Source organism: Xanthomonas sacchari, assembly GCF_024266585.1.
GTDB classification, from domain to species: Bacteria; Pseudomonadota; Gammaproteobacteria; order Xanthomonadales; family Xanthomonadaceae; genus Xanthomonas_A; species Xanthomonas_A sacchari_C.
Genome location: NZ_CP100647.1, coordinates 599075 through 618885 on the forward strand (window position 1 = coordinate 599075; position 19811 = coordinate 618885).

Genomic DNA, 19811 nt, shown 5'->3' on the forward strand with positions numbered 1-19811 from the left:
GCCGCCGCCGACCGGGCAGATCTTCATAGACCTGCTGCGCGCCAGCGACACCCTGAAATCCCAGGAACGCAACCAGAATCGATATCCATCGCTTTATCGCACGTCCCTCCGTCGAAAGCGGTCCATCCAAGACATCTGGGCTGAATGTGCGGTTGCACGGCGGGCGGCATCGTAGGCGCGACCCTCGCGCGGATCGTCCCGATTCCGCCCGCAAATAGCTCGGCAAGGGTTTCAGCGCGCGAGGGGCCGTCCAGGCCCGCACAGCGAGGCTGGGACATTCGCTTCACGGGAGCGGCGGGTACGTCAGTGGCCACGGGGGGCGGCAGCGCCGCGGCCGCCCCCGTGGCCAGATTCAGTGAACGGGCGGTGGTGCTGGCTGCGGAGCCGCCGGTGCCGGCGCCGCCGGCGGCACCCAGATCGCCATGCCCGCGGCGCGCTTCTGCGTGGTGGGGATGCCGATGCCCAGGCCGCCGCCGACGTGGCCGCCGTAGCTGCCGGCGCCCACCGACAGGCCGCCGCCGGAGCGCTGCGAGCCCACGCCCATCAGCACCACGCCGTTGGCGCCGAGCTTGGCCGCGTCGCGCTTGAGCCGGGCCACCACCGCGTCGGTCTGGCCCTGGGTGCCGAAACCGGCCGCGCTGGAGGCTTCCAACTGGGCGATGTCCACCGCCCCCGGCGGCGGCGCGGAGTAGATCTGCACCAGCGCCGGATCGATCGGCGGGCGCGCCGCGCCGACCATCACCTTGGAAGAACTGGCGCAGCCGGCCAGGGCGAGCAGCAGCGCCAGCGGCAGCAACGGTCGTACAGTCATGGCCTTACCCCCGTGTTCGGATCTCACGCGATCATAGGCGGGCCGGGTGAATCGTGCCGAACCCGCCGCTGCCGCACCCTGGCAGGGCCGCCGTGATCCCCATGCCAAGAGTTGGGTTGCCTGGCCTCCGCCGCGCGCTATGGTGCAGGCTGACATTCGCATGGAGGCCGGCATGGGCCTGATCAGTCTGCTGTGGGGCATCGTGGCGTTGCTGTGGATGATCCTGGCCTTCATTCCGCTGCTCGGCTGGGGCAATTGGTTCCTGATCCCGTTCGCCGCGGTCGGCGCGCTGATCGCCGCGATCGGGCTGCTGTTCACCGCCGCACCCAACCGCGGCCGCGCCAAGACCGGTCTCATGCTCAATGCGCTGGTGATCGTGGTCGGGGTGATCCGGCTGAGCCTGGGCGGCGGCGTGATCTGAGCCTGCGCCGGGCGACCGGCATGCTGTGTTGCAACATTTCGTGCGGCGCGCCGCGCCGGCGGGAGTAACATGCGCAGCCGACGGCGCCCGCTCGCGGGCGCCTTGCGTTCACGCCGGTGCCGGCGGCGCGGCCTGCGGTGCCTTGGCGGCATCGGCCGGTGCGACTGGCGCGGCCTCTCAAGAATCCGCCTACCCAGGAGCCTGCACGTGGCCCATCCCCACTACCGTCCCCGGCGCATGCGCCGCGATGCCTTTTCGCGCCGCCTGATGCGCGAGCACACCCTCACCGTCGACGACCTGATCTGGCCGGTGTTCGTGCACGATGTGCCCGGGCGCACGCCGATCGCGTCCATGCCCGGCGTGGAGCGGCTGTCGATCGAGGAACTGCTGAAGGAGGCCGAGGCGGCGTTGGAACTGGGCATCCCGGTGATCGACCTGTTCCCGGTGATCGACCCGACCGGCAAGTCGCTGGACGCGGCCGAGGCCTGGAACCCGGACGGCCTGGCGCAACGCGCGGTGCGCGCGCTGAAGACGCGCTTCCCGGAGCTGGGGGTGATGACCGACGTGGCGCTGGATCCGTACACCAGCCACGGCCAGGACGGCATCATCGACGAGCGCGGCTACGTGCTCAACGACATCACCGTCGAGGCACTGGTGCAGCAGTCGCTGTCGCATGCGCAGGCCGGCGTGGACATCGTCTCGCCCTCGGACATGATGGACGGGCGCATCGGCGCGATCCGCCGCGCGCTGGATGCCGACGAACACCTGCACGTGCGCATCATGGCCTACTCGGCCAAGTACGCCTCGGCGTTCTACGGCCCGTTCCGCGAGGCGGTGGGCAGCGCCGGCAACCTCGGCAAGGCCGACAAGACCACTTACCAGATGGACCCGGCCAACGGCGACGAGGCCCTGCGCGAGATCGCCCTGGATCTGGAAGAGGGCGCGGACATGGTGATGGTCAAGCCCGGCATGCCCTACCTGGACGTGGTGCGGCGGGTGAAGGACGAATTCCGCGTGCCGACCTTCGCTTACCAGGTCAGCGGCGAGTACGCGATGCTCAAGGCGGCGATCGGCAACGGCTGGCTGGACGAGCGCGCCTGCGTGCTGGAATCGCTGATGGCGTTCAAGCGCGCCGGCGCCGACGGCGTGCTGACCTACTTCGCGCCGCAGGTGGCGCGCTGGCTGCGCGAGGCGCGCTGAGCCCAGCGTCTGTCTGTGCAAGCGGCTCCAGGGCGCCTCCAGTCGCGACGGTAAGCGTCCTGTGGGCGCGGCTTCGGCCGCGACCGCGCGCTCCCGGGCAAGCCGTCGCGGCTGAAGCCGCTCCTGCCGGGCACGCGGTATCCGGCTTGATCGGGGCGCGAGCTGGTTGTTGGAGTGCCTTGACGCCGCGACCAGGCCTTGCCTGGCAAAGGCATCGCGACTGCGCATCCTGCTGATAGCAGCGGCGTCGGCCGCGACCGCGCCTTCCCGTTGGCGCCTGGTCGCCGCTGAAGCCGCTCCTACGCAGACACGCCGGCGTTAGGCCGATTGGGAGGTCGCCGGCAGACAGCCCAGCCCGCGCAGCGTCGCCTCCACCGCCGCATCCAGCGGCGTGTGCGGTTCTTCGCCGAGCAGTTCCAGCAGCCGCGTGTTGCGCATGCGCAGCGGGTGCCGCCACAGCGGGCGCATTTCGTGCAGCTCGCGCGCCAGCGGCCAGAACGGCAGGGCCAGGGTCAGCAGCGGCCACGGGAAGCGGCGCGTGCGTGGCGGCGCCAGACCATGGCGTTGCGCGACCCGCGCGATCGCCGCGGCCATCTGCGTGCCGTCGGCGTCCCAGTGCCCGTCCATGTGCATGCGGGCGAAGGCCGGCAGGTCCGCGCGCCGCTGCAGCAGCGCCAGCATGGTCCGCGCCACGTCCGGCACGTAGGCCCACTGGTGGCCCACGCCGGGATCGCCGGGCAGGGTCACCGTCGCGACCGGCCGTCCGGGCTGCACCAGCCCCTGCGCGAACCAGCTGTTGCCCACGCGTGGACCGAAGAAGTCGCCGGCGCGCACCACGATCGCCCGCGCGCCCAGCGCGGTCGCGGCCTGCAGGCGCCGTTCCAGTTCCACGCGGATCGCGCCCTTGCGCGTGCGCGGGGCCTGCGGCGCGTCTTCGTCCGGCGCCGGATAGGCATCCGGGCCGTAGTTGTAGACCGTACCGGGCAGGACCACGGTGGCGTGCTCGGCGATGGCCGCGGCGACGGTGTTGTCGATCATCGGCAGCACCAGCTCCGACCAGCGCCGGTAGCCGGGCGGGTTGACCGCATGCACGATCACCGCGCAGCCCTGCGCCGCCTGCAGCACGTCGTCGCGCTGCAAGGCATCGCCACGGCGCCAGTGCATGCCGTCGCGGTCCTCGCTGGCGCGGGCGAGGCCGCGCTGCAAGGCGCGCACCTGCCAGCCGGCGTCGCGCAACTGCCGCGCCAGTTCGCCGCCGATGCCGCCGCTGGCGCCAAGTACCAGGGCCGTGGAAGAAGTAGGGGACATGCCAGCGCTCCGTTGGGGTCGGCGGTCAGTGTCGGCGCCGGTGCCGCAGAAGAAAATTGGCGAAGACCGCCGACCGGCTATACATTTCTGTATGGACAACACGATCGGCTGGGAACTCTACCGGTCCTTCCTGGCGGTGCTGGAGGAGGGGTCGCTGTCGGCGGCGGCACGCGCGCTGGGCCTGACCCAGCCCACCGTCGGCCGCCATGTGGCGGCGCTGGAACAGGCGCTGGCGGTGCCGCTGTTCGTGCGCTCGCAGACCGGCCTGCTGCCCACCGATGCGGCCCTGGCGCTGCGCGGCCACGCACAGGCGATGGGCAGCCTGGCCGCGTCGCTGCAGCGCGCGGCCGGCCGCCACGGCGAGGCGGTGCGCGGCACGGTGCGCATCGCCGCCAGCGAGGTGATCGGTGCGGAGGTGTTGCCGCCGGTGCTGGCGGCCCTGCGCCGCGCGCATCCGCAGTTGCGGCTGGAACTGGTGCTGAGCAACCGGGTGCAGGACCTGCTGCACCGCGAAGCGGATGTGGCGGTGCGCATGACCCGCCCGACCCAGGATGTGCTGGTCGCGCGCCACGTCGGCGCGGTGGCGGTGGCCTTGTTCGCGCACCAGGACTACGTGGACCGGCACGGCCTGCCGCAGACGCTGCAGGACCTGCCGCAGCACGCGCTGATCGGCTTCGATGCGGAGACGCCGTTCCTGCGTGCGGCGCGCAGTGCCTTGCCGGCATGGCGGCGCGAGGCGTTCGCGTTGCGTGCCGACAGCGACCTGGCGCAGCTGGCGCTGTTGCGTGCCGGCTGCGGCATCGGCTTCTGCCAGGTCGCGCTGGCGCGGCGCATGCCGGCGCTGGTGCCGGTGTTGCCGCAGCAGGTGCGCGTCGGCCTGGACAGCTGGATCGTGATGCACCAGGACGTGCGCGGCAGCGCCGCCTGCAGCGCGGTGTTCGCGGCGCTGGTCGAGGCGATGACGGCGCACACCGCCTGAGGTGCGCGCGCTTGCGATGGCGGCAGGCCGGCGCATTCGCGCATCCGGCCGCCCCAACCCGGGCAGGGTGTCGGGACGCTTTTACGAATCCCGATTCCCCATTCCCGACTCCCCGAATTACGGCAACGTCAGCGCGATCGGGTTCGCCTTCATGCTGGCGCTGATCGCCGGGAACGGGTCCACGCCGGACATGGTGATGACGTCGTTGATCGACACCACGTCGCAGTTGATGGTGCTGTCGTTGACGCACATGTAGGCGGCCGCGCCGTTGCCCGGTTCGTACACCGCCTTCCACACGTAGTTCGGGACCTGCACGTTGTCGGCGCCGATGCTGCTGCGCGTGCCGCTGTCGAAGGCCGGGCCGGTGACCACGTAGACCTCGCCGCGCTGCTTGGCCAGCTGGCGCACCTGCTCTTCGATCCGCGCCCACTCGCCGGTGTTGAGCTTGTGGTCCTGCGGGACCACGTTGGCCATCGAGAAGGTTTCCTTCTCCGAGTTGGTGGTCGAGGCATCGCCGGCCGGGGTCATGTGGCCGCGGTCGAAGCCGGAGTTGGTGTAGTCGGAGGTGTGCGAGCGGTCGGCGGCCGGGATGCCGGTCTCGTCGTGGAAGGAGCCGACGCGGCCGATCGATTCGGCGCCGGCGACCTGTTGGTCGGTCAGGTGCTCGGCCGAGTACAGCGGACCCTTGGTCACGCCCGAGGCCATCAGCACGTATTCGGTATGGCAGACCTCGGTGGTGCGGCTGGTGATCGACGCGTCGAGCGTCGGTGCCTTGCCGCCGGCGTAGAGCGTGGGGCAGCTGGTGGCGGCGCTGGCCGCCTGGGCGGCGAACAGCGCAAGCAGGGCAAGACAACCGCGCAGGGAGACGGACATTGCAGGAACCTCGGGGGTGATCGATGGAGGTGAAGAAACTGGCCAGGTTCGATGTCCGTCAGGTGACCGCCGGATGTGCCGCAAATGGCAACTGCGCCGGCGGTCACGCTTGGCGGTAGACGCCGCGCGGGGGGCGGTCAATCGCATGCGATAAGCGTTCTCATTTACAATGCGCGCCCGCCCTCTCCCCCGCGCGCCGTGATCAAGACGCTGTTGTTCCAGTTGCACTGGCTGCTCGGCATCAGCGCCGGGCTGGTGCTGTCGGTGATGGGGCTGAGCGGGGCCACGCTCGCCTTCGAGGACGAGATCGTGCGCCTGGCCAATCCGCCGATGGCGGCCATCGCCGCGCGCCATGCCGCCGGCGAGCAGCCCTTGCCGCTGGCCGAACTGGCGCGGCGCCTGGACCTGGATGGCGCGCACCGCAGCAACCGGCTGCTGATCGACCCGACCGGCACGCGGCCGTCCGCGGTGCGCCTGCCCGGCCGCGACGGCGGCCGCCTGTATTTTGATCCCTACACCGGCGCGGTGCTGCCGGCACCGCGCCTGGACGGGTTCTTCTCTTTCGTCGAAGACCTGCACCGGCGCCTGGCGGCGGGCGAGCGCGGCAAGGCGGTCACCGGCGCCTGCGCCATCGTGCTGATCTTCTTCTGCCTGTCCGGGTTGTACCTGCGCTGGCCGCGGCGCTGGTGGAGCTGGCGGACCTGGTGGGCGGTGGAGTGGAACCGGCAGGGGCGCAGCTTCCTGTGGAGCCTGCATTCGGTGATCGGCACCTGGTGCCTGCTGGTGTACCTGCTGATCGCCGCGACCGGGCTGTACTGGTCCTACGACTGGTACCGGCAGGGGTTGGTGGCGATGCTCGGCGGCGATGCCGCGCCGAAGGAGAAGGAAGGCGGTCGCGGCGGCAAACCGCCGGCGGTGGACTACGCGCGGCTGCAGGCGGCCCTGGCGACCGTGCCCGCGGCGCAGCGCGCCTATCTGGATCTGCGCCTGCCCGGCCGCAGCGGCCAGCCGATCGTGGCCCGCTACCTGCCGCCCGATCCGGCGCACGACCGCGCCTACGACAGCGTGGAGGTCGATCCGGCCAGCGGCCGCATCCTGCGCCGCCTGGACTACCGCGCGCAGCCGCTGGGCCGGCGCCTGCTGACCAGCATGTTCGCGCTGCACAGCGGCAGCTTCTTCGGCCTGCCCGGGCGCGTGGCGATGCTGCTGGCGAGCCTGTGCATGTCGCTGTTCTTCGTCACCGGCTGGATGCTGTACCTGGACCGCCGGCGCAAGAAGCGCGCGTTGCGCGCCGCGCGGCGCGCGCTGCCGGGGCTGGTCGGCGATGCCGCCGGGTCCTGGCTGGTCGGCTTCGCCAGCCAGAGCGGCCTGGCCGAGCGCCTGGCCTGGCAGACCGCCGCGCAGTTGCAGGCCGCCGGCCTGGCGGTGGAGGTGCGCTCGCTGGCGCAACTGGATCTGGCCCACCTGCGCGGCGTCGAACGCACGTTGTTCGTGGTCAGCACCTTCGGCGACGGCGAACCGCCGGACGCGGCGCGCGGCTTCGTCCGGCGCGTGCTGCGCCAGGCGCAGGCCCTGCCGGACCTGCGCTACGCCATGCTCGGCCTGGGCGACCGCCAGTATCCGCAGTTCTGCGGCTTCTCCCGGGAAGTGCAGCAGTGGCTGGACGCGCAGGGCGCGCAGGCGCTGTTCCCGGCGCTGGAGGTGGACAACGCCGATCCGCAGGCGCTGGCGCAGTGGCAATGGCAACTGTCCGCGCTGACCGGCGTGGCGGCGTCGGCGCCGGTGCTGCAGGCGCCGGAACCGCTGGACTGGCGCCTGGCCGGCCGCGTCCTGCTCAATCCCGGCAGCGCCGGCGCGCCGGTGTGGCGCATCGACCTGACGCCGCCGCCGCAGGCGCACTGGCATGCCGGCGACATCCTGGAAGTGCAGCCCTGCCACGCCGCCGACGCGGTCCGTGCCTGGCTCGCCGCGCAGGCGCTGGACGCCGAACGGACGGTGCACGCCGAGGGCGTGCGCCAGCCGCTGTGGCAGGCGCTGGCCACGCGCGCGTTGACGCCGCCGGCGCCGGGCGACGACCTGCAGGCCTGGGTGGATGCGCTGCCGAACCTGCCGCTGCGCGAGTATTCGATCGCCTCGGTGCCGGCCGACGGCCTGTTGCAGCTGGTCGTGCGCCTGACCCTGCGCGACGATGGCAGCCCCGGCCTGGGCGCCGGCTGGCTGTGCCGGCACGCGCCGCTGGGCGCGGTGCTGCGGGCTCAGGTGCGGGCCAACCCCGGGTTCCGCCGACACGGTGATGCGCCGTTGCTGCTGATCGGCAACGGCACCGGCATCGCCGGCCTGCGCAGCCTGCTGCGCGAGGCCGAGCAGGCCGGCGTGCATGGGCACTGGCTGCTGTTCGGCGAACGCAACGCCGCGCACGACGCCTTGTTCGGCGACGAACTGCGGGCCTGGCAGGCCGCCGGCCACCTGCAGCGCCTGGACCTGCTGTTCTCGCGCGACCAGGCGCACAAGCGCTATGTGCAGGACGGCCTGCGCGAGTCCGCCGACGCGGTGCGCGACTGGGTGGCGCGCGGCGCTACCGTGTATGTCTGCGGCAGCCTCGCGGGCATGGCGCGCGGCGTGGATGCGGCATTGCGCGAGATCCTCGGCGAGGACGCACTCGATGCACTCAGCGCCGACGGGCGCTACCGGCGCGACGTGTACTGAGGCGCCGCGCCGATCGCAGCGCGATCAGGGGCCTTGCGTGCCTGCCTTGATCGCCGCTGCGCATCAGGTGCCGGGCTGTGGCCGGTGGAAGCCATTTCAGGGAGCCACTGATCCGGCCGCAATGCACGCGCGTAGGAGCGGCTTCAGCCGCGATGAGGCATTACAGGGAATGTATCGCGGCAGATCCCGCCAAAAGGGAACAGGAGCCGCTACGGCGGGGCGACGACGCGCCCCGTTGCGCTACGGTAAGGGAGGTGTTGGAGGCGCTGTTCGGTCGCGACAAGCGGACAGGCGCTGCGTCCAGGTGCCATGCGTCGGGACTGAAGTCCCTCCCACAACGGCCTTTGGGTACGCCCTTGCCGCGTGTGTCGGCATGGCAGCAGACCGGCGTCCCGAAGATGCCCGGTCGCGGTTGCAGAGCGGCGTGCCTGTACACGCAGCCGCATTCCCTTCGACAACCCGGCGCGACGGCGCTCCAGGGCTCGCGTGCCTCGCTTCGCCGCTCGTCGAACCTACATGCAATCGCCGCTGCCGATGGCCGCCGGCGCCTTGATCCGGTACAGGTCGCGCTTGCCGGCCTTCGGTGCGCGCGCGCTTCCCGACAGCAGCAGTTCGCTGGGCTTGGACGCGTCCAGCACGACGCCGGCGGTGTGGCCGTCGCTGCCGTTGAACGACAGCGCCAGCGGCTGCGGGTCCGCATAGCGGCCACCGGCGCATTGCGCCAGCAGCACCTGGCTGCTCGTGTTGCCATGGGCGCGGGCGAACAGCAGCGCATGGCCGTCGCCGAGCCAGGCGGCATCGGTCTCGTCGTCGGCGCTGTCGACCCCGGCCAGTGCCTGCGGTGCGGCGAACGCCTGGCCGTCCAGGCGTGCCACGAACAGGTCCAGGCCGCCGGCGCCGCCGTGGCCGTCGCTGGCGAACAGCAGCCGCGTGCCTTCCAGCGACAGGGTCGGCGCGCGCTCGTTGCCCGGCGAATTCACCGCTGCGCCCAGGTTCTGCGGCGCGCCGTAGCGGCCGTCGGCCAGCACCGGCGCGCGGTACAGGTCGCTGCCGCCATGGCCGCCGGGGCGATCGGAGGCGAAGTACAGCCAGCGTCCATCGGCGCTGAAGAACGGGTCGCTATCCTGGTTCGGCGAGTTCACTGGCGCCGGCAGCGGTTGCGGGTCGCGCCAGCGCCCGTCGCGCAGCTGCGCCTGCCACAGGTCGCCGCCGCCGGGCCCGCCGGCGCGGTCGGGACTGGCCCAGACGATGCGCTGGCCGTCGGCCGACACGCTGGCGCGGGTCTCGTCGGCGGTGGTCGACACCACGCCCATGCCCTCGATGCCGAATTCGGAAAGCGCGAACGCACACGGCGCGCAGAGTAAACTCGCGGCCAGCGCGAGCGGCAGGGCAGGGGTCCGCATGAGGGATTCCATGGAATGTCGCCGCCAGTCTAAAACAACCAACGAGCGCTCCATGCCCAACTCCCGTTTTGCCGTGTTCGGCCATCCCGTCGCCCATTCGCTGTCGCCGCGCATCCACGCCGCCTTCGCCAAGCAGACCGGCATCGCCCTGCAGTACGAGGCGATCGATGTCCAGGCCGACGGGTTCGCCGCGGCGCTGGCCGCCTTTGCCGCTGCCGGTGGCGTCGGCGCCAACGTGACCCTGCCGCTGAAGGAAGCCGCCTACGCGCTCAGCCTGGTGCACAGCGCGCGCGCGCAGTCGGCCGGTGCGGTCAATACGCTCAGCTACCGCGATGGCCAGTGGCACGGCGACAACACCGACGGGGCCGGCCTGGTGCGCGACCTGACCGGCCGCAACGGCCTGGACCTGCGCGGCCGCCGCGCGCTGCTGCTGGGCGCCGGCGGCGCCGCGCGCGGCGTGGCGCCGGCGCTGCTGGAGGCCGGCGTGCAGCAACTGGTGGTGGTCAACCGGGCGCCGGAACGCGCCGACGCGCTGGTCGATGCGCTGGGCGAGCCGGCGCGCGCGATCTCGCGCTACTGGGAAGACCTGCGCGAGCTGGGCGATTTCGAACTGATCGTCAATGCCACCACCATCGGCCGCGACCCGGCCGCCAGCTTCACCCTGCCGCTGTCGCTGATCAACAGCATGACCCTGGCGGTGGACCTCAACTACGGCGAGGTCGCGATCGCGTTCCTGGCCTGGGCGCGCGCGGCGCACTGCCGCGACACCGTGGATGGCCTGGGCATGCTGGTCGAACAGGCCGCCGAGAGCTTCGAGGCCTGGCATGGCGTGCGTCCGGACACCGATCCGGTGTATGCCGCGCTGCGCGAGCGCGACGCAGTGCTGGTCAGCGCCGACTGAAAGACGTCGCCTCCGCCATCTATCCGGGAGTAAACGCATGGACGAATCGTTGATGCTGCAAGTGCTGACGCGACTGCTGACGCAGTTGCCGCTCTTGCTGGTCTATGTGGTCGGTCTGGCGCTGCTGTTCACGCGCCGTCCTGGCCGTGCGCGCACCTTGGGCATCTGCGGGCTGGCGATCCTGCTGCTGGCCTTGGGCCTGGGGACGGCGATGTCGTTCGTGCCGATGTGGCTGATTTCCCAAGGCCATAGCTACTCGTCGATCTCGAGCATGCTCGGCATCGTCAGCTTCGTCGCCGCGCTGATACTCGCGGTGGGCATGCTGCTGGTGGTGCTGGCGCTGCGCTTCGCCCTGCCGCCGCGCGTGGCGGCGCCGCACTGACCGACGCCGACGGGCCTGGCCCATGGAGGGCGCCATGCTGGCGATGGGGCTGTACCCGGTGCTGGACGTGAGCGCACTGACCGGCGCGCTCGGCCTGCTGGCGCGCCTGCTGCTGCCGCTGATCGCCCTGCTGCTGCTCCCACGGCTGGCGCCGGGCCGCGCGCGCACCCGGGCGCGGCTCGGGCTGACGGTGTTGCTGGTGGACGCGCTCCTGCCGCGGCTGTTGGGCGCGGTGCTGAGTTGGGCGGACCTGATCGACGGCCAGTTCCGCGCCAGGCATCCGGGCGTCTATGCGCTGGTGCATCTGCTGGACGATGCGCTGTACGTGGTCGGCCTGGGGCTGCTGCTGCGTGCGCTGTGGCTGGCGCTGCCGCGCAAGGCCGCGCCGCCGGCGCCGTAACGCGGCGCGTAGCGCCGTTCAGTTCCCGCGTTTCAGTCCCTGCGACGGGACGTGAGAAAATGCCGGGATGACCGAGTCCCCTTCGCCGTCGACGCCGCCCGCGTCCGGCCCGTCCCCGCGTCAGCTCACCGAACCGGTCAAGCTGGCGATCCGTGATGCCTACGCCAAGCTGCAGGCCAACACGCCGGGCTTTCGCGTGCGCCGCGCGCAGAGCCAGATGATCGGCTTGGTTTCGCGTGCGCTGGGCACCTCCGGCGGGGTGGGCGTGGCCGAAGCGCCCACCGGCGTCGGCAAGAGCCTGGGCTATCTGACCGCCGGCGTGCCGATCGCGCTGGCCAGCAAGAAGAAGCTGGTGATCAGCACCGGCACGGTGGCGCTGCAGTCGCAGCTGGTCGAGCGCGACATCCCGGCCTTCCTCAAGGCCACCGGGCTGGAGGCCACGGTGGCGTTGGCCAAGGGCCGCACCCGCTACCTGTGCACGCGCAACGTCGCCGAACTGCACGGCGAAGCCGCGCAGGACAGCATGTTCGAGGACGAGGCGCCGCTGTACGACCGCCCGCTGAGCCCGGCCGAGGCCGAACAGGCGCGCGCGCTGGCCAAGGCCTATGCCGACCGGACCTGGAACGGCGACCTGGACGCCGCGCCGGAGCCGGTGCCGCCGTCGTTGCGCGCGCGCATCACCACCAACGCCGCCGGCTGCGCCGGCCGCCGCTGCTCCTTCGCCGTGCAGTGCCCGGTGCTGAAGGCGCGCAGCGAGGTGCGCGATGCGCAGATCGTGGTCACCAACCACGCCCTGCTGTTGTCGGCGCTGTCGCTGGGCGACAGCGACAACGGCCAGCCGCTGATCGCGCCGCCGTCGGACATGCTGCTGGTGCTCGACGAGGGCCACCATATCGCCGGCGTCGCCATCGACCAGGGCGCGGCCAACCTGCCGCTGGACGAGATGGCGCGGCGCACCGGCCGCCTGCAGGCGCTGGTCGGTGCCGCCTACCGGCTCGCCGACAAGGACCGCATCGGCAACCAGTTGCCCAACGAGGCGATCGAACTGGCCGCGCAGGTGGCCAAGGGCCTGAAGGCGTTCCGCGCCGAGATCGAACGGGTATGGGTGCCGGAGCCGGGCCAGGACGAACCGATGTGGCGCGCGCCCAACGGCCGCCTGCCCGAGGAATGGAAGCCGCTGATCGACGCGCAGGCGCAGGACACCGGGGCGCTGCTGAACTGGGTGCAGGCCGCGCACCAGATGGCGGCCAAGTCCAAGCAGGACGATGCGGCCAAGGAACGCCTGCAGCGCAACCTGGGCATGGCCCTGGAGATGGTCGAGCAGCAGTACGCGCTGTGGCTGGGCTGGCGCCGCGAGGACCAGGACGGGCAGCCGCCGATGGCGCGCTGGATCACCGCCTCGCGCGATGCCGACCTGGTCTGCCACTGCTCGCCGGTATCGGCCGCGCAGGTGCTGCGCTCGCTGCTGTGGAGCGAAGTGGACGCGGCGGTGCTGACCTCGGCCACGCTGACCGGCGGCGGCGATTTCCAGGCGCTGGCGATCGACAACGGCCTGCCCGCGCATGCCGAGATGGTGTCGCTGTCCTCGCCGTTCGACCTGCCGAACCAGGCCGAACTGATCGTGCCGGCGTTCCCGGTGGCGCCGGACGACCGCGAGGGCCACCCGCGCGAAGTGGCGCGCTACCTGGTGCGCGAGCTGGACTGGGGCAAGGGCTCGATCGTGCTGTTCACCTCGCGCTGGAAGATGCTCAAGGTGGCCGACCTGCTGCCGATCGCGCAGCGCAACCGCGTGCTGGTGCAGGGCGATGGCTCCAAGTCGCAGATGATCGGCGAGCACATGCGCCGCATCGCCGCCGGCGAAGGCTCGGTGCTGTTCGGCCTCAATTCCTTCGGCGAAGGCCTGGACCTGCCCGGCGAGGCCTGCACCACGGTGGTCATCACCCAGGTGCCGTTCGCGGTGCCGACCGACCCGCAGACCGCCACGCTCGGCGAATGGTTCGAAAGCCGCGGCCTCAACGCCTTCAACCTGATCGCGGTGCCGCACGCGCTGCGCACCCTGACCCAGTTCGCCGGCCGCCTGATCCGCACCGCCGACGACCACGGCCGGGTGATCATTCTCGATTCGCGGCTGCTGACCAAGCGCTACGGCAAGCGCATCATCGACGCGCTGCCGCCGTTCAAGCGGGTGATCGGCTAGCGAATGTGACGTTCGTTGGCCTGGCGATGTGACGCCGTTCGCCAGGCTGGCGTCGCCCTGACGGCAATTCCGTGCGTTGGCCGCCGCCGCGCGGACAGGCCGCGCGCGCTGGTCTAGTATCGCGGGCCACAGGGGGAGTATCACCATGCGAATCGCCAGACAGTGGGCGTTCGGAGCGGCGTTGTGCGTGCTGGCGGGCAGCATCGCGGCGCAACCGGCACCGGCACCGACAGAAAACACGATGGCGCCGGCGCCGGCCAACCCGGCCTATCGCGCGCAGTTGTTGCAGTTGATCAGCGACGACGCGCAGGCCCGCGCCGACCTCAAGCGGGACTACACGCCGCAGCGGCTGCAGCACGACACCGTCTCGCTGCGCGCGTTCGCGCACGAGGTGCGGACGGCGCACAGGGAAAGCCAGGAGCGTCTGACCGAGCTGATCCAGCGCGAGGGGTTTCCCGATGCGCACGCCGTGGGGGCCGATGTGGCGCACGCGGCGTTCCTGATCGCCCAGCGCATCACCGAGCCGGGGTTCCGCGCCGACTTCCAGCGCGGCATCGATGCGGCCGTGCAGCGGCAGGCCTACAGTCGTGCCGACCAGACCCTGTTCGCCAATCGCAGCCGCGCGCTGAGCGCGAAGCGCTAGCCGCCGCCCCGCCATCATGGCGGCGCCAGGCAGGACAGTGGCGCTGCGCTGGCGCCGTTGCCGCAAGCCGGATGCACGCGCGCTGTCGCAGCGGCTTCAGCCGCGACGACGCGTTCCCGGCAAAGCCCGCCGCGGCTGATCCCGCAAAGGGGACGGGAGCCGCCTCCCGCAGCAAACTTCCCGAAGTGCCCTTCTGGCGCGCATCGCGCGCCTGTATCGCTGTAGGCGCATTGCACCACGCGCTGTGGCCACCATCGCCTTCGCATGCGTCTACATTTTGCGGTCGATCTGCATCCGCGTCGCCGTCGCGGGATGCTGCGTCTGCAGTGCGGCTGCTACGCATTGCGCGCTCTTCCAGCGCTCGCGGTCACAGTGCGCACGCGCGATTGGCTGCATCGATGGCGGCGATCGTAAGGAACGAATGTTCAGCGCGACGCGCTGCCGCCATGCTGCAGCTCCCTTCACGCGAGCCGACGCCATGCGCCCTGGATCTGTCTTGTTGCTAGTCCTGTTGTCGCCTTCCCTGATCCTGTCGGCCAGCGCCGCGCAGTCCACGCTCACCCGCGACAACGGCGCGCCGGTGGGCGACAACCAGAACTCGCAGACCGCCGGGCCCAACGGCCCGACGCTGCTGCAGGACGTGCAACTGATCCAGAAGCTGCAGCGCTTCGACCGCGAGCGCATACCCGAGCGCGTGGTGCACGCGCGCGGCACCGGCGTGCACGGCGAGTTCACCGCGACTGCCGACATCTCCGACTTGAGCAAGGCCAAGGTGTTCGCGCCGGGCACGACCACGCCGGTGTTCGTGCGCTTCTCCTCGGTGGTGCACGGCAACCATTCGCCGGAGACGCTGCGCGACCCGCACGGCTTCGCCACCAAGTTCTACACCAGCGAAGGCAACTGGGACCTGGTCGGCAACAACTTCCCGACCTTCTTCATCCGCGACGCGATCAAGTTCCCGGACATGGTGCATGCGTTCAAGCCGGACCCGCGCACCAATCTCGACGACGATGCGCGCCGCTTCGATTTCTTCTCGCACGTGCCCGAGGCCACCCGCACGCTGACCCTGCTGTACTCCAACGAAGGCACGCCGGCCGGCTACCGCTTCATGGACGGCAACGGCGTACACGCCTACAAGCTGGTCAACGCACAGGGCCAGGTGCACTACGTGAAGTTCCACTGGAAGAGCCTGCAGGGCCTGAAGAACCTGGATCCGCAGCAGGTGGTGGCGGTGCAGGGCAAGGACTACAGCCACCTGACCAACGACCTGGTCGGCGCGATCAAGCGCGGCGACTATCCGAAGTGGGATCTGTACATCCAGGTGCTCGCGCCCGAGGACCTGGCCAAGTTCGACTTCGATCCGCTGGATGCCACCAAGATCTGGCCGGGCGTGCCCGAGCGCAAGATCGGGCAGATGGTGTTGAACAAGAATGTCGACAACTTCTTCCAGGAGACCGAGCAGGTGGCGATGGCGCCGGCCAACCTGGTGCCGGGCATCGAGCCGTCCGAAGACCGGCTGCTGCAGGGGCGCATCTTCTCCTACGCCGATACCCAGCTGTACCGCGTCGGCACCAATGGCCTGAGCCTGCCGGTGAACCGGCCGCGGGTGGCGGTCAACAACGGCAACCAGGACGGCGCGATGAACGCCGGCAGCACCAGCAGCGGCGTGAACTACGAGCCGAGCCGGCTCAGCCCGCGGCCGCAGGATCCGAACGCGCGCTACAGCCAGCTGCCGCTGTCCGGCACCACCCAGCAGGCCAAGATCGCCCGCGAGCAGAACTTCAAGCAGGCCGGCGAGCTGTTCCGCAGCTACAGCAAGAAGGAGCAGCAGGACCTGATCCAGAGCTTCGGCGAATCGCTGGCCGGCACCGACGATACGAGCAAGCACATCATGCTCTCGTTCCTGTACAAGGCCGACCCGGCCTATGGCAGCGGCGTGGCGCGGGTGGCCAAGGGCGACCTGGCGCGGGTCAAGCAACTGGCCGCGCAGCTGCAGGATTGATCCGTCCCACGCGCGGCGTGGCGGCGGTATCGCCGCGCCGTGCATCTTCTTGCGGAGACCACCTATGCGTCGTGTTGTTCTCTTTCTGCTCGGCCTGGCCGTGAGTGCCACGGCCGCCGCCGCACCGGCCGCGTCTGCGGCGCCGGATCCGTCCGCGGTGCAGGCGCAGTTGCGCAGCTACTTCTTCGATGCCGCGCGGCAGGGCCGCCAGGACATGCTGGCCGAGTTCATCCGGGCCCATTACGACCTCGATACCCGCGACGACAAGGGCTACACCGCGCTGATCCTGGCCGCCTACCACGGCCAGCAGGCGGCGGTGGAGCAGTTGCTGCGCGCCGGTGCCGACCCCTGCGCGCAGGACAAGCGCGGCAACACCGCGCTGATGGGCGCGATCTTCAAGGGCGAGTTGAGCATCGCCAAGCGGCTGATGCAGGCCGATTGCGCGCCGGACCAGCGCAATAACGCCGGGCAGACCGCGGCGATGTACGCGGCGCTGTTCCAGCGCACCGAGGTGCTGAAGGAACTCGCCGCCAAGGGCGCCGACCTGCAGGCCAAGGATGCGCAGGGCAACGACGTGGCCCGGCTGCAGCGCGGCGAGTTCGCGACCGCACCGGCGCGCTGAGCGGTCCCGGCCGGCCTCCGCGGCGGGTACGCGGCACGGCCATCGCGCCGCGCGTGGCATCGCAGGCCCCGGATCGGCGAAAATGCCCGGGTGGCCGGTCCCTCCGGCCCGCCGCGGTCCGTGCCGCCGCCGTCCCCGCCTTGGCGGACGGCGACGCCGCAGGGCCGCGTGCTGCCCTGTCGGCATCGTGCCGGCGCCCTGCCGCGGCTCGCCGTCGCCTACCCGGATCTGTCTTGAACGCCACTGCCCCTGTCTCTCCCGACGACCTGCCCCTGGCCGAGCGCCTGCGCATCGCCCTGGACCTGCTCGAGACCATCGCCGCCGACCGGCGCGTGCTCGATACCCTGCCGGAGGCCGAGCGGGTGCGCCTGCTGCAGGTGGTCGCCCAGGTCTTCAACCCTGAGCCCAAGGCGCGGCGCAAGCTGCTCAAGGAGCAGGCGCGCGAGCGCCACCAGGAGAAGGTGCGCAAGGCCGAGGAGTTGCTGGCGCAGACCGGCATCCGCGCGCTGCGCCGCAAGCCGGTGTTCAGTACGCCGAACTATTTTCCGCCGCATGCGCCGGAAGCGCTGACCCACGCGCAGGCCGCGGCCGAGGCGCCGGCGGCGCATTCGCCCGAGCTGCGCCACTGCTACGTGTGCAAGCAGAAGTACACCGAGCTGCACCACTTCTACGACCAGCTGTGCCCGCCCTGCGCCGAGTTGAACTACCTCAAGCGCACCGAGAGCGCGGACCTGCGCGGGCGCGTGGCGCTGCTCACCGGCGGCCGGGTCAAGATCGGCTACCAGGCCGGACTCAAGTTGCTGCGCGCCGGCGCCGAGCTGATCGTGACCACGCGCTTCCCGCGCGACTCGGCGGCGCGCTACGCGCAGGAGCCGGATTTCGCCGAGTGGGGTCATCGCCTGCAGGTGTACGGGCTGGACCTGCGCCACACGCCCAGCGTCGAGGCGTTCTGCAGCGAACTGCTGGCAACCCGCACGCGCCTGGACTTCATCGTCAACAACGCCTGCCAGACCGTGCGCCGGCCGCCGCAGTTCTACGCGCACATGCTGGCCGGCGAGACCGCCGCGCTGCACGACCTGCCCGAGCACGTGCGCCGGCTGGTGGGCCAGTACGAAGGGCTGCGCGGTCCCGACCTGCTGCCGGCGGCGGGCACCACGTTGCCGGCCGGCGCGGGCCCTGCGCGTGCCGGCGCCGATGGCCTGCTGCGCGCCGCGGAGCTGTCGCAGGTGCCGCTGCTGGCCGACGACCTGCTCGCCCAGCAGCACCTGTTCCCGGAAGGACGGCTGGACCAGGACCTGCAGCAGGTGGACCTGCGCGGGCGCAACTCCTGGCGCCTGCTGCTGGACGAAGTGTCCTCGGTGGAACTGCTGGAGACGCAGCTGGTCAACGCGATCGCGCCGTTCGTCCTCAACGCGCGGCTCAAGCCGCTGATGCTGCGCACGCCCGAGCGCGACAAGCACATCGTCAATGTGTCGGCGATGGAAGGGCAGTTCTACCGCAACTTCAAGACCACCCGGCATCCGCACACCAACATGGCCAAGGCCGCGTTGAACATGATGACCCGCACCTCGGCGGCGGATTACCAGAACGACGGCATCCACATGAACAGCGTGGACACCGGCTGGGTCACCGACGAGGATCCGGCCGAGATCGCCGCGCGCAAGGTGCAGGAAGAGCGCTTCCACCCGCCGCTGGACATCGTCGACGGCGCCGCGCGCATCGTCGATCCGATCATCCACGGCTTCAACACCGGCGAACACGTGTGGGGGCAGTTCCTCAAGGACTACGCGCCGACCGATTGGTGAGGCGGCGCCTGGCCGGAACCGGGGGCGTGTGGTCGCACAGACAGCGCCCGCTCCGCGTGCGTTCGCGTGCTAGCCGCGCTCACTGGCAGTTGCCGTCGTGGCGGCGGGGTCTTTGTCGCGGCCCCAGAACTCCACCAGGATGGCCATCGTGATCCACACGATCGGCGTCGGTTGCACGTGTCCGGCAGTGGGGCGTGGCCCTGGCGCATCGTGTCGATCGCCCTCGGCAGCGCCAAAGCCATCAGCAGGGTGTAGACCGCGCAGGCCACCCGGTGCCGGCTGCTGGAAACGAACAGGGTCGAGGTGACCACGCTGGCAAGCAGGGTCAGCGCCCCGCCGAACTGCCAGGCGTTGAGGCCTTCGGTGCCGGTGAGCACCAGGCCCAGGACGGCGCCGAAGAACATGTTCGGGCCATTGCGGTGGGCCTGGTATTCGTCTTTGGTCATGCGGCCGAGGCCGATCTTGCCGAAAACGCTCCCTCCCTCGCGCAGGCGCGCTCCTTTCGCGTTGCCGCATCCTGGCCTTGCCCTGCTCATTCACTGGCCACATGCCTCCCCGCGTCGACTGTCGCGAAGCGCGCGCGTTCGTCGCCCGCCCGCCGCAAGCGATGCGTCCGTACGCCGGTCGCGCGCGACGCGTCCTGCGCTAGCCCAGGGTCTGCAATTCGCCGCGCGGGCCGGTCGGCGTCAGATACAGGTGGCCGAGGCTGATCGGCAGGCGGAAGCGGCGCGGTCCGGCGCTGCCGGGATTGAGGTAGAGCACGCCGTCGCGATGCTGCAGCGACGGCATGTGCGAGTGGCCGCTGATCACCACGTCCACGCCGTCGGCGACGCGCGCCAGCGTCTTCAGGTCGTGGCGCACGTGCAGGCGCACGCCGTCGATGTCCAGGTCCAGGGTTTCGGGCAGCACCTGCGCCCACGGCGCGGTGTCGATGTTGCCGCGGATCGCATGCAGCGGCGCCAGTTCCCGCAGTGCATCCAGCACGTCCGGTTTGCCGATGTCGCCGGCATGCACGATGGCGGCACAACCGCGCAAGGCCGCCAGCGCCTCGGGGCGCAGCAGGCCATGGGTATCGGCGATCACGCCGAGATGCAGCGGTCGAACGGGACGCATCGGTGGGGCTTCCTGGCGCGTGAGCAGCGCTCAGCGTACCCGTTC

18 protein-coding genes are annotated in these 19811 nt (G+C 71.0%); 12 read left to right on the forward strand and 6 right to left on the reverse strand.

The features are described 5' to 3' along the window. Nucleotides 1-352 precede the first annotated feature (352 nt). On the reverse strand, nucleotides 353-811 hold the full coding sequence (locus NKJ47_RS02485) for a hypothetical protein (protein WP_254459981.1): 459 nt from the start codon (nucleotides 809-811) through the stop codon (nucleotides 353-355). A 172-nt stretch (nucleotides 812-983) separates the two neighbouring features. Here NKJ47_RS02485 and NKJ47_RS02490 point away from each other — a divergent pair, with 172 nt between their 5' ends. Next, nucleotides 984-1232 carry a hypothetical protein gene (locus NKJ47_RS02490; RefSeq protein ID WP_010340624.1) on the forward strand — a complete coding sequence of 83 codons (249 nt, stop codon included), beginning with the start codon at nucleotides 984-986 and terminating at the stop codon, nucleotides 1230-1232. Nucleotides 1233-1439: 207 nt separating this feature from the next. Further along, the gene (gene hemB / locus NKJ47_RS02495; protein WP_254459982.1) at nucleotides 1440-2432 is read left to right on the forward strand and encodes a porphobilinogen synthase; all 993 of its coding nucleotides are present in this window, start codon (nucleotides 1440-1442) and stop codon (nucleotides 2430-2432) included. A 318-nt stretch (nucleotides 2433-2750) separates the two neighbouring features. Here the strand turns inward: hemB and NKJ47_RS02500 are convergent, their stop codons facing one another. Then, nucleotides 2751-3740, reverse strand: coding sequence for an NAD-dependent epimerase/dehydratase family protein (locus tag NKJ47_RS02500; RefSeq protein ID WP_254459983.1), 990 nt, complete (start codon nucleotides 3738-3740; stop codon nucleotides 2751-2753). Between the two features lie 91 nt (nucleotides 3741-3831). On the opposite strand from NKJ47_RS02500, the gene NKJ47_RS02505 reads away from it, so the two are divergent. Further along, on the forward strand, nucleotides 3832-4719 hold the full coding sequence (locus tag NKJ47_RS02505; protein ID WP_254459984.1) for a LysR family transcriptional regulator: 888 nt from the start codon (nucleotides 3832-3834) through the stop codon (nucleotides 4717-4719). 117 nt (nucleotides 4720-4836) lie between these two features. Here NKJ47_RS02505 and NKJ47_RS02510 read toward each other — a convergent pair whose 3' ends face one another. After that, nucleotides 4837-5592 (reverse strand): DNA/RNA non-specific endonuclease, encoded by a 756-nt coding sequence (locus NKJ47_RS02510; protein ID WP_254459985.1) that lies wholly within the window; start codon nucleotides 5590-5592, stop codon nucleotides 4837-4839. 198 nt (nucleotides 5593-5790) lie between these two features. Between NKJ47_RS02510 and NKJ47_RS02515 the strand changes: the two genes are divergently transcribed. After that, a complete protein-coding gene (locus NKJ47_RS02515) occupies nucleotides 5791-8298 on the forward strand; it encodes a PepSY domain-containing protein (RefSeq protein WP_254459986.1) in 2508 nt (835 codons plus the stop codon). Between the two features lie 512 nt (nucleotides 8299-8810). Here the strand turns inward: NKJ47_RS02515 and NKJ47_RS02520 are convergent. After that, nucleotides 8811-9701, reverse strand: a complete 891-nt coding sequence (locus NKJ47_RS02520; RefSeq protein ID WP_254459987.1) for a TolB family protein — start codon at nucleotides 9699-9701, stop codon at nucleotides 8811-8813. A 52-nt stretch (nucleotides 9702-9753) separates the two neighbouring features. On the opposite strand from NKJ47_RS02520, the gene aroE reads away from it, so the two are divergent. The 8 genes from aroE to NKJ47_RS02560 all read left to right on the forward strand — a co-directional run bounded on the left by aroE (nucleotide 9754) and on the right by NKJ47_RS02560 (nucleotide 18653). Continuing rightward, nucleotides 9754-10602: a shikimate dehydrogenase gene (gene aroE, locus NKJ47_RS02525; RefSeq protein ID WP_254459988.1), complete on the forward strand. Its 849-nt coding sequence runs from the start codon at nucleotides 9754-9756 to the stop codon at nucleotides 10600-10602. 37 nt (nucleotides 10603-10639) lie between these two features. Continuing rightward, nucleotides 10640-10984 carry a hypothetical protein gene (locus NKJ47_RS02530; protein WP_254459989.1) on the forward strand — a complete coding sequence of 115 codons (345 nt, stop codon included), beginning with the start codon at nucleotides 10640-10642 and terminating at the stop codon, nucleotides 10982-10984. 34 nt (nucleotides 10985-11018) lie between these two features. Further along, a complete protein-coding gene (locus NKJ47_RS02535) occupies nucleotides 11019-11384 on the forward strand; it encodes a hypothetical protein (protein WP_254459990.1) in 366 nt (121 codons plus the stop codon). Between the two features lie 67 nt (nucleotides 11385-11451). Beyond that, nucleotides 11452-13581: an ATP-dependent DNA helicase DinG gene (gene dinG / locus NKJ47_RS02540; RefSeq protein WP_254459991.1), complete on the forward strand. Its 2130-nt coding sequence runs from the start codon at nucleotides 11452-11454 to the stop codon at nucleotides 13579-13581. A 145-nt stretch (nucleotides 13582-13726) separates the two neighbouring features. After that, complete coding sequence (locus NKJ47_RS02545) at nucleotides 13727-14224, forward strand: hypothetical protein (protein ID WP_254459992.1); 498 nt, start codon at nucleotides 13727-13729, stop codon at nucleotides 14222-14224. Between the two features lie 478 nt (nucleotides 14225-14702). After that, on the forward strand, nucleotides 14703-16226 hold the full coding sequence (katB, locus tag NKJ47_RS02550; RefSeq protein WP_254459993.1) for a catalase KatB: 1524 nt from the start codon (nucleotides 14703-14705) through the stop codon (nucleotides 16224-16226). A 64-nt stretch (nucleotides 16227-16290) separates the two neighbouring features. Beyond that, a complete protein-coding gene (locus tag NKJ47_RS02555) occupies nucleotides 16291-16848 on the forward strand; it encodes an ankyrin repeat domain-containing protein (protein ID WP_254459994.1) in 558 nt (185 codons plus the stop codon). Nucleotides 16849-17081: 233 nt separating this feature from the next. Then, nucleotides 17082-18653: an SDR family NAD(P)-dependent oxidoreductase gene (locus NKJ47_RS02560; protein ID WP_254459995.1), complete on the forward strand. Its 1572-nt coding sequence runs from the start codon at nucleotides 17082-17084 to the stop codon at nucleotides 18651-18653. On the opposite strand, the gene NKJ47_RS02565 is transcribed toward NKJ47_RS02560, so the two are convergent. Together NKJ47_RS02565 and NKJ47_RS02570 are read right to left on the reverse strand one after the other, a co-directional pair. After that, nucleotides 18632-19099, reverse strand: coding sequence for a hypothetical protein (locus NKJ47_RS02565; RefSeq protein ID WP_254459996.1), 468 nt, complete (start codon nucleotides 19097-19099; stop codon nucleotides 18632-18634). The genes NKJ47_RS02560 and NKJ47_RS02565 overlap by 22 nt on opposite strands. A 199-nt stretch (nucleotides 19100-19298) precedes the next feature. Continuing rightward, nucleotides 19299-19766 (reverse strand): metallophosphoesterase family protein, encoded by a 468-nt coding sequence (locus tag NKJ47_RS02570; RefSeq protein ID WP_254459997.1) that lies wholly within the window; start codon nucleotides 19764-19766, stop codon nucleotides 19299-19301. Nucleotides 19767-19811: the final 45 nt, after the last annotated feature.

What these genes read in the sequence shown, in the direction of transcription:
- NKJ47_RS02520 (WP_254459987.1), bottom strand. Translation starts at nt 9,701, where the DNA reads ATGCGGACCCCTGCCCTGCCGCTCGCGCTGGCCGCGAGTTTACTCTGC.
- NKJ47_RS02510 (WP_254459985.1), bottom strand. Translation starts at nt 5,592, where the DNA reads ATGTCCGTCTCCCTGCGCGGTTGTCTTGCCCTGCTTGCGCTGTTCGCC.
- NKJ47_RS02500 (WP_254459983.1), bottom strand. Translation starts at nt 3,740, where the DNA reads ATGTCCCCTACTTCTTCCACGGCCCTGGTACTTGGCGCCAGCGGCGGC.
- aroE (WP_254459988.1), top strand. Translation starts at nt 9,754, where the DNA reads ATGCCCAACTCCCGTTTTGCCGTGTTCGGCCATCCCGTCGCCCATTCG.
- NKJ47_RS02485 (WP_254459981.1), bottom strand. Translation starts at nt 811, where the DNA reads ATGACTGTACGACCGTTGCTGCCGCTGGCGCTGCTGCTCGCCCTGGCC.
- NKJ47_RS02505 (WP_254459984.1), top strand. Translation starts at nt 3,832, where the DNA reads ATGGACAACACGATCGGCTGGGAACTCTACCGGTCCTTCCTGGCGGTG.
- NKJ47_RS02565 (WP_254459996.1), bottom strand. Translation starts at nt 19,099, where the DNA reads ATGACCAAAGACGAATACCAGGCCCACCGCAATGGCCCGAACATGTTC.
- NKJ47_RS02545 (WP_254459992.1), top strand. Translation starts at nt 13,727, where the DNA reads ATGCGAATCGCCAGACAGTGGGCGTTCGGAGCGGCGTTGTGCGTGCTG.
- NKJ47_RS02530 (WP_254459989.1), top strand. Translation starts at nt 10,640, where the DNA reads ATGGACGAATCGTTGATGCTGCAAGTGCTGACGCGACTGCTGACGCAG.
- dinG (WP_254459991.1), top strand. Translation starts at nt 11,452, where the DNA reads ATGACCGAGTCCCCTTCGCCGTCGACGCCGCCCGCGTCCGGCCCGTCC.
- NKJ47_RS02490 (WP_010340624.1), top strand. Translation starts at nt 984, where the DNA reads ATGGGCCTGATCAGTCTGCTGTGGGGCATCGTGGCGTTGCTGTGGATG.
- NKJ47_RS02555 (WP_254459994.1), top strand. Translation starts at nt 16,291, where the DNA reads ATGCGTCGTGTTGTTCTCTTTCTGCTCGGCCTGGCCGTGAGTGCCACG.
- NKJ47_RS02535 (WP_254459990.1), top strand. Translation starts at nt 11,019, where the DNA reads ATGCTGGCGATGGGGCTGTACCCGGTGCTGGACGTGAGCGCACTGACC.
- NKJ47_RS02570 (WP_254459997.1), bottom strand. Translation starts at nt 19,766, where the DNA reads ATGCGTCCCGTTCGACCGCTGCATCTCGGCGTGATCGCCGATACCCAT.
- katB (WP_254459993.1), top strand. Translation starts at nt 14,703, where the DNA reads ATGCGCCCTGGATCTGTCTTGTTGCTAGTCCTGTTGTCGCCTTCCCTG.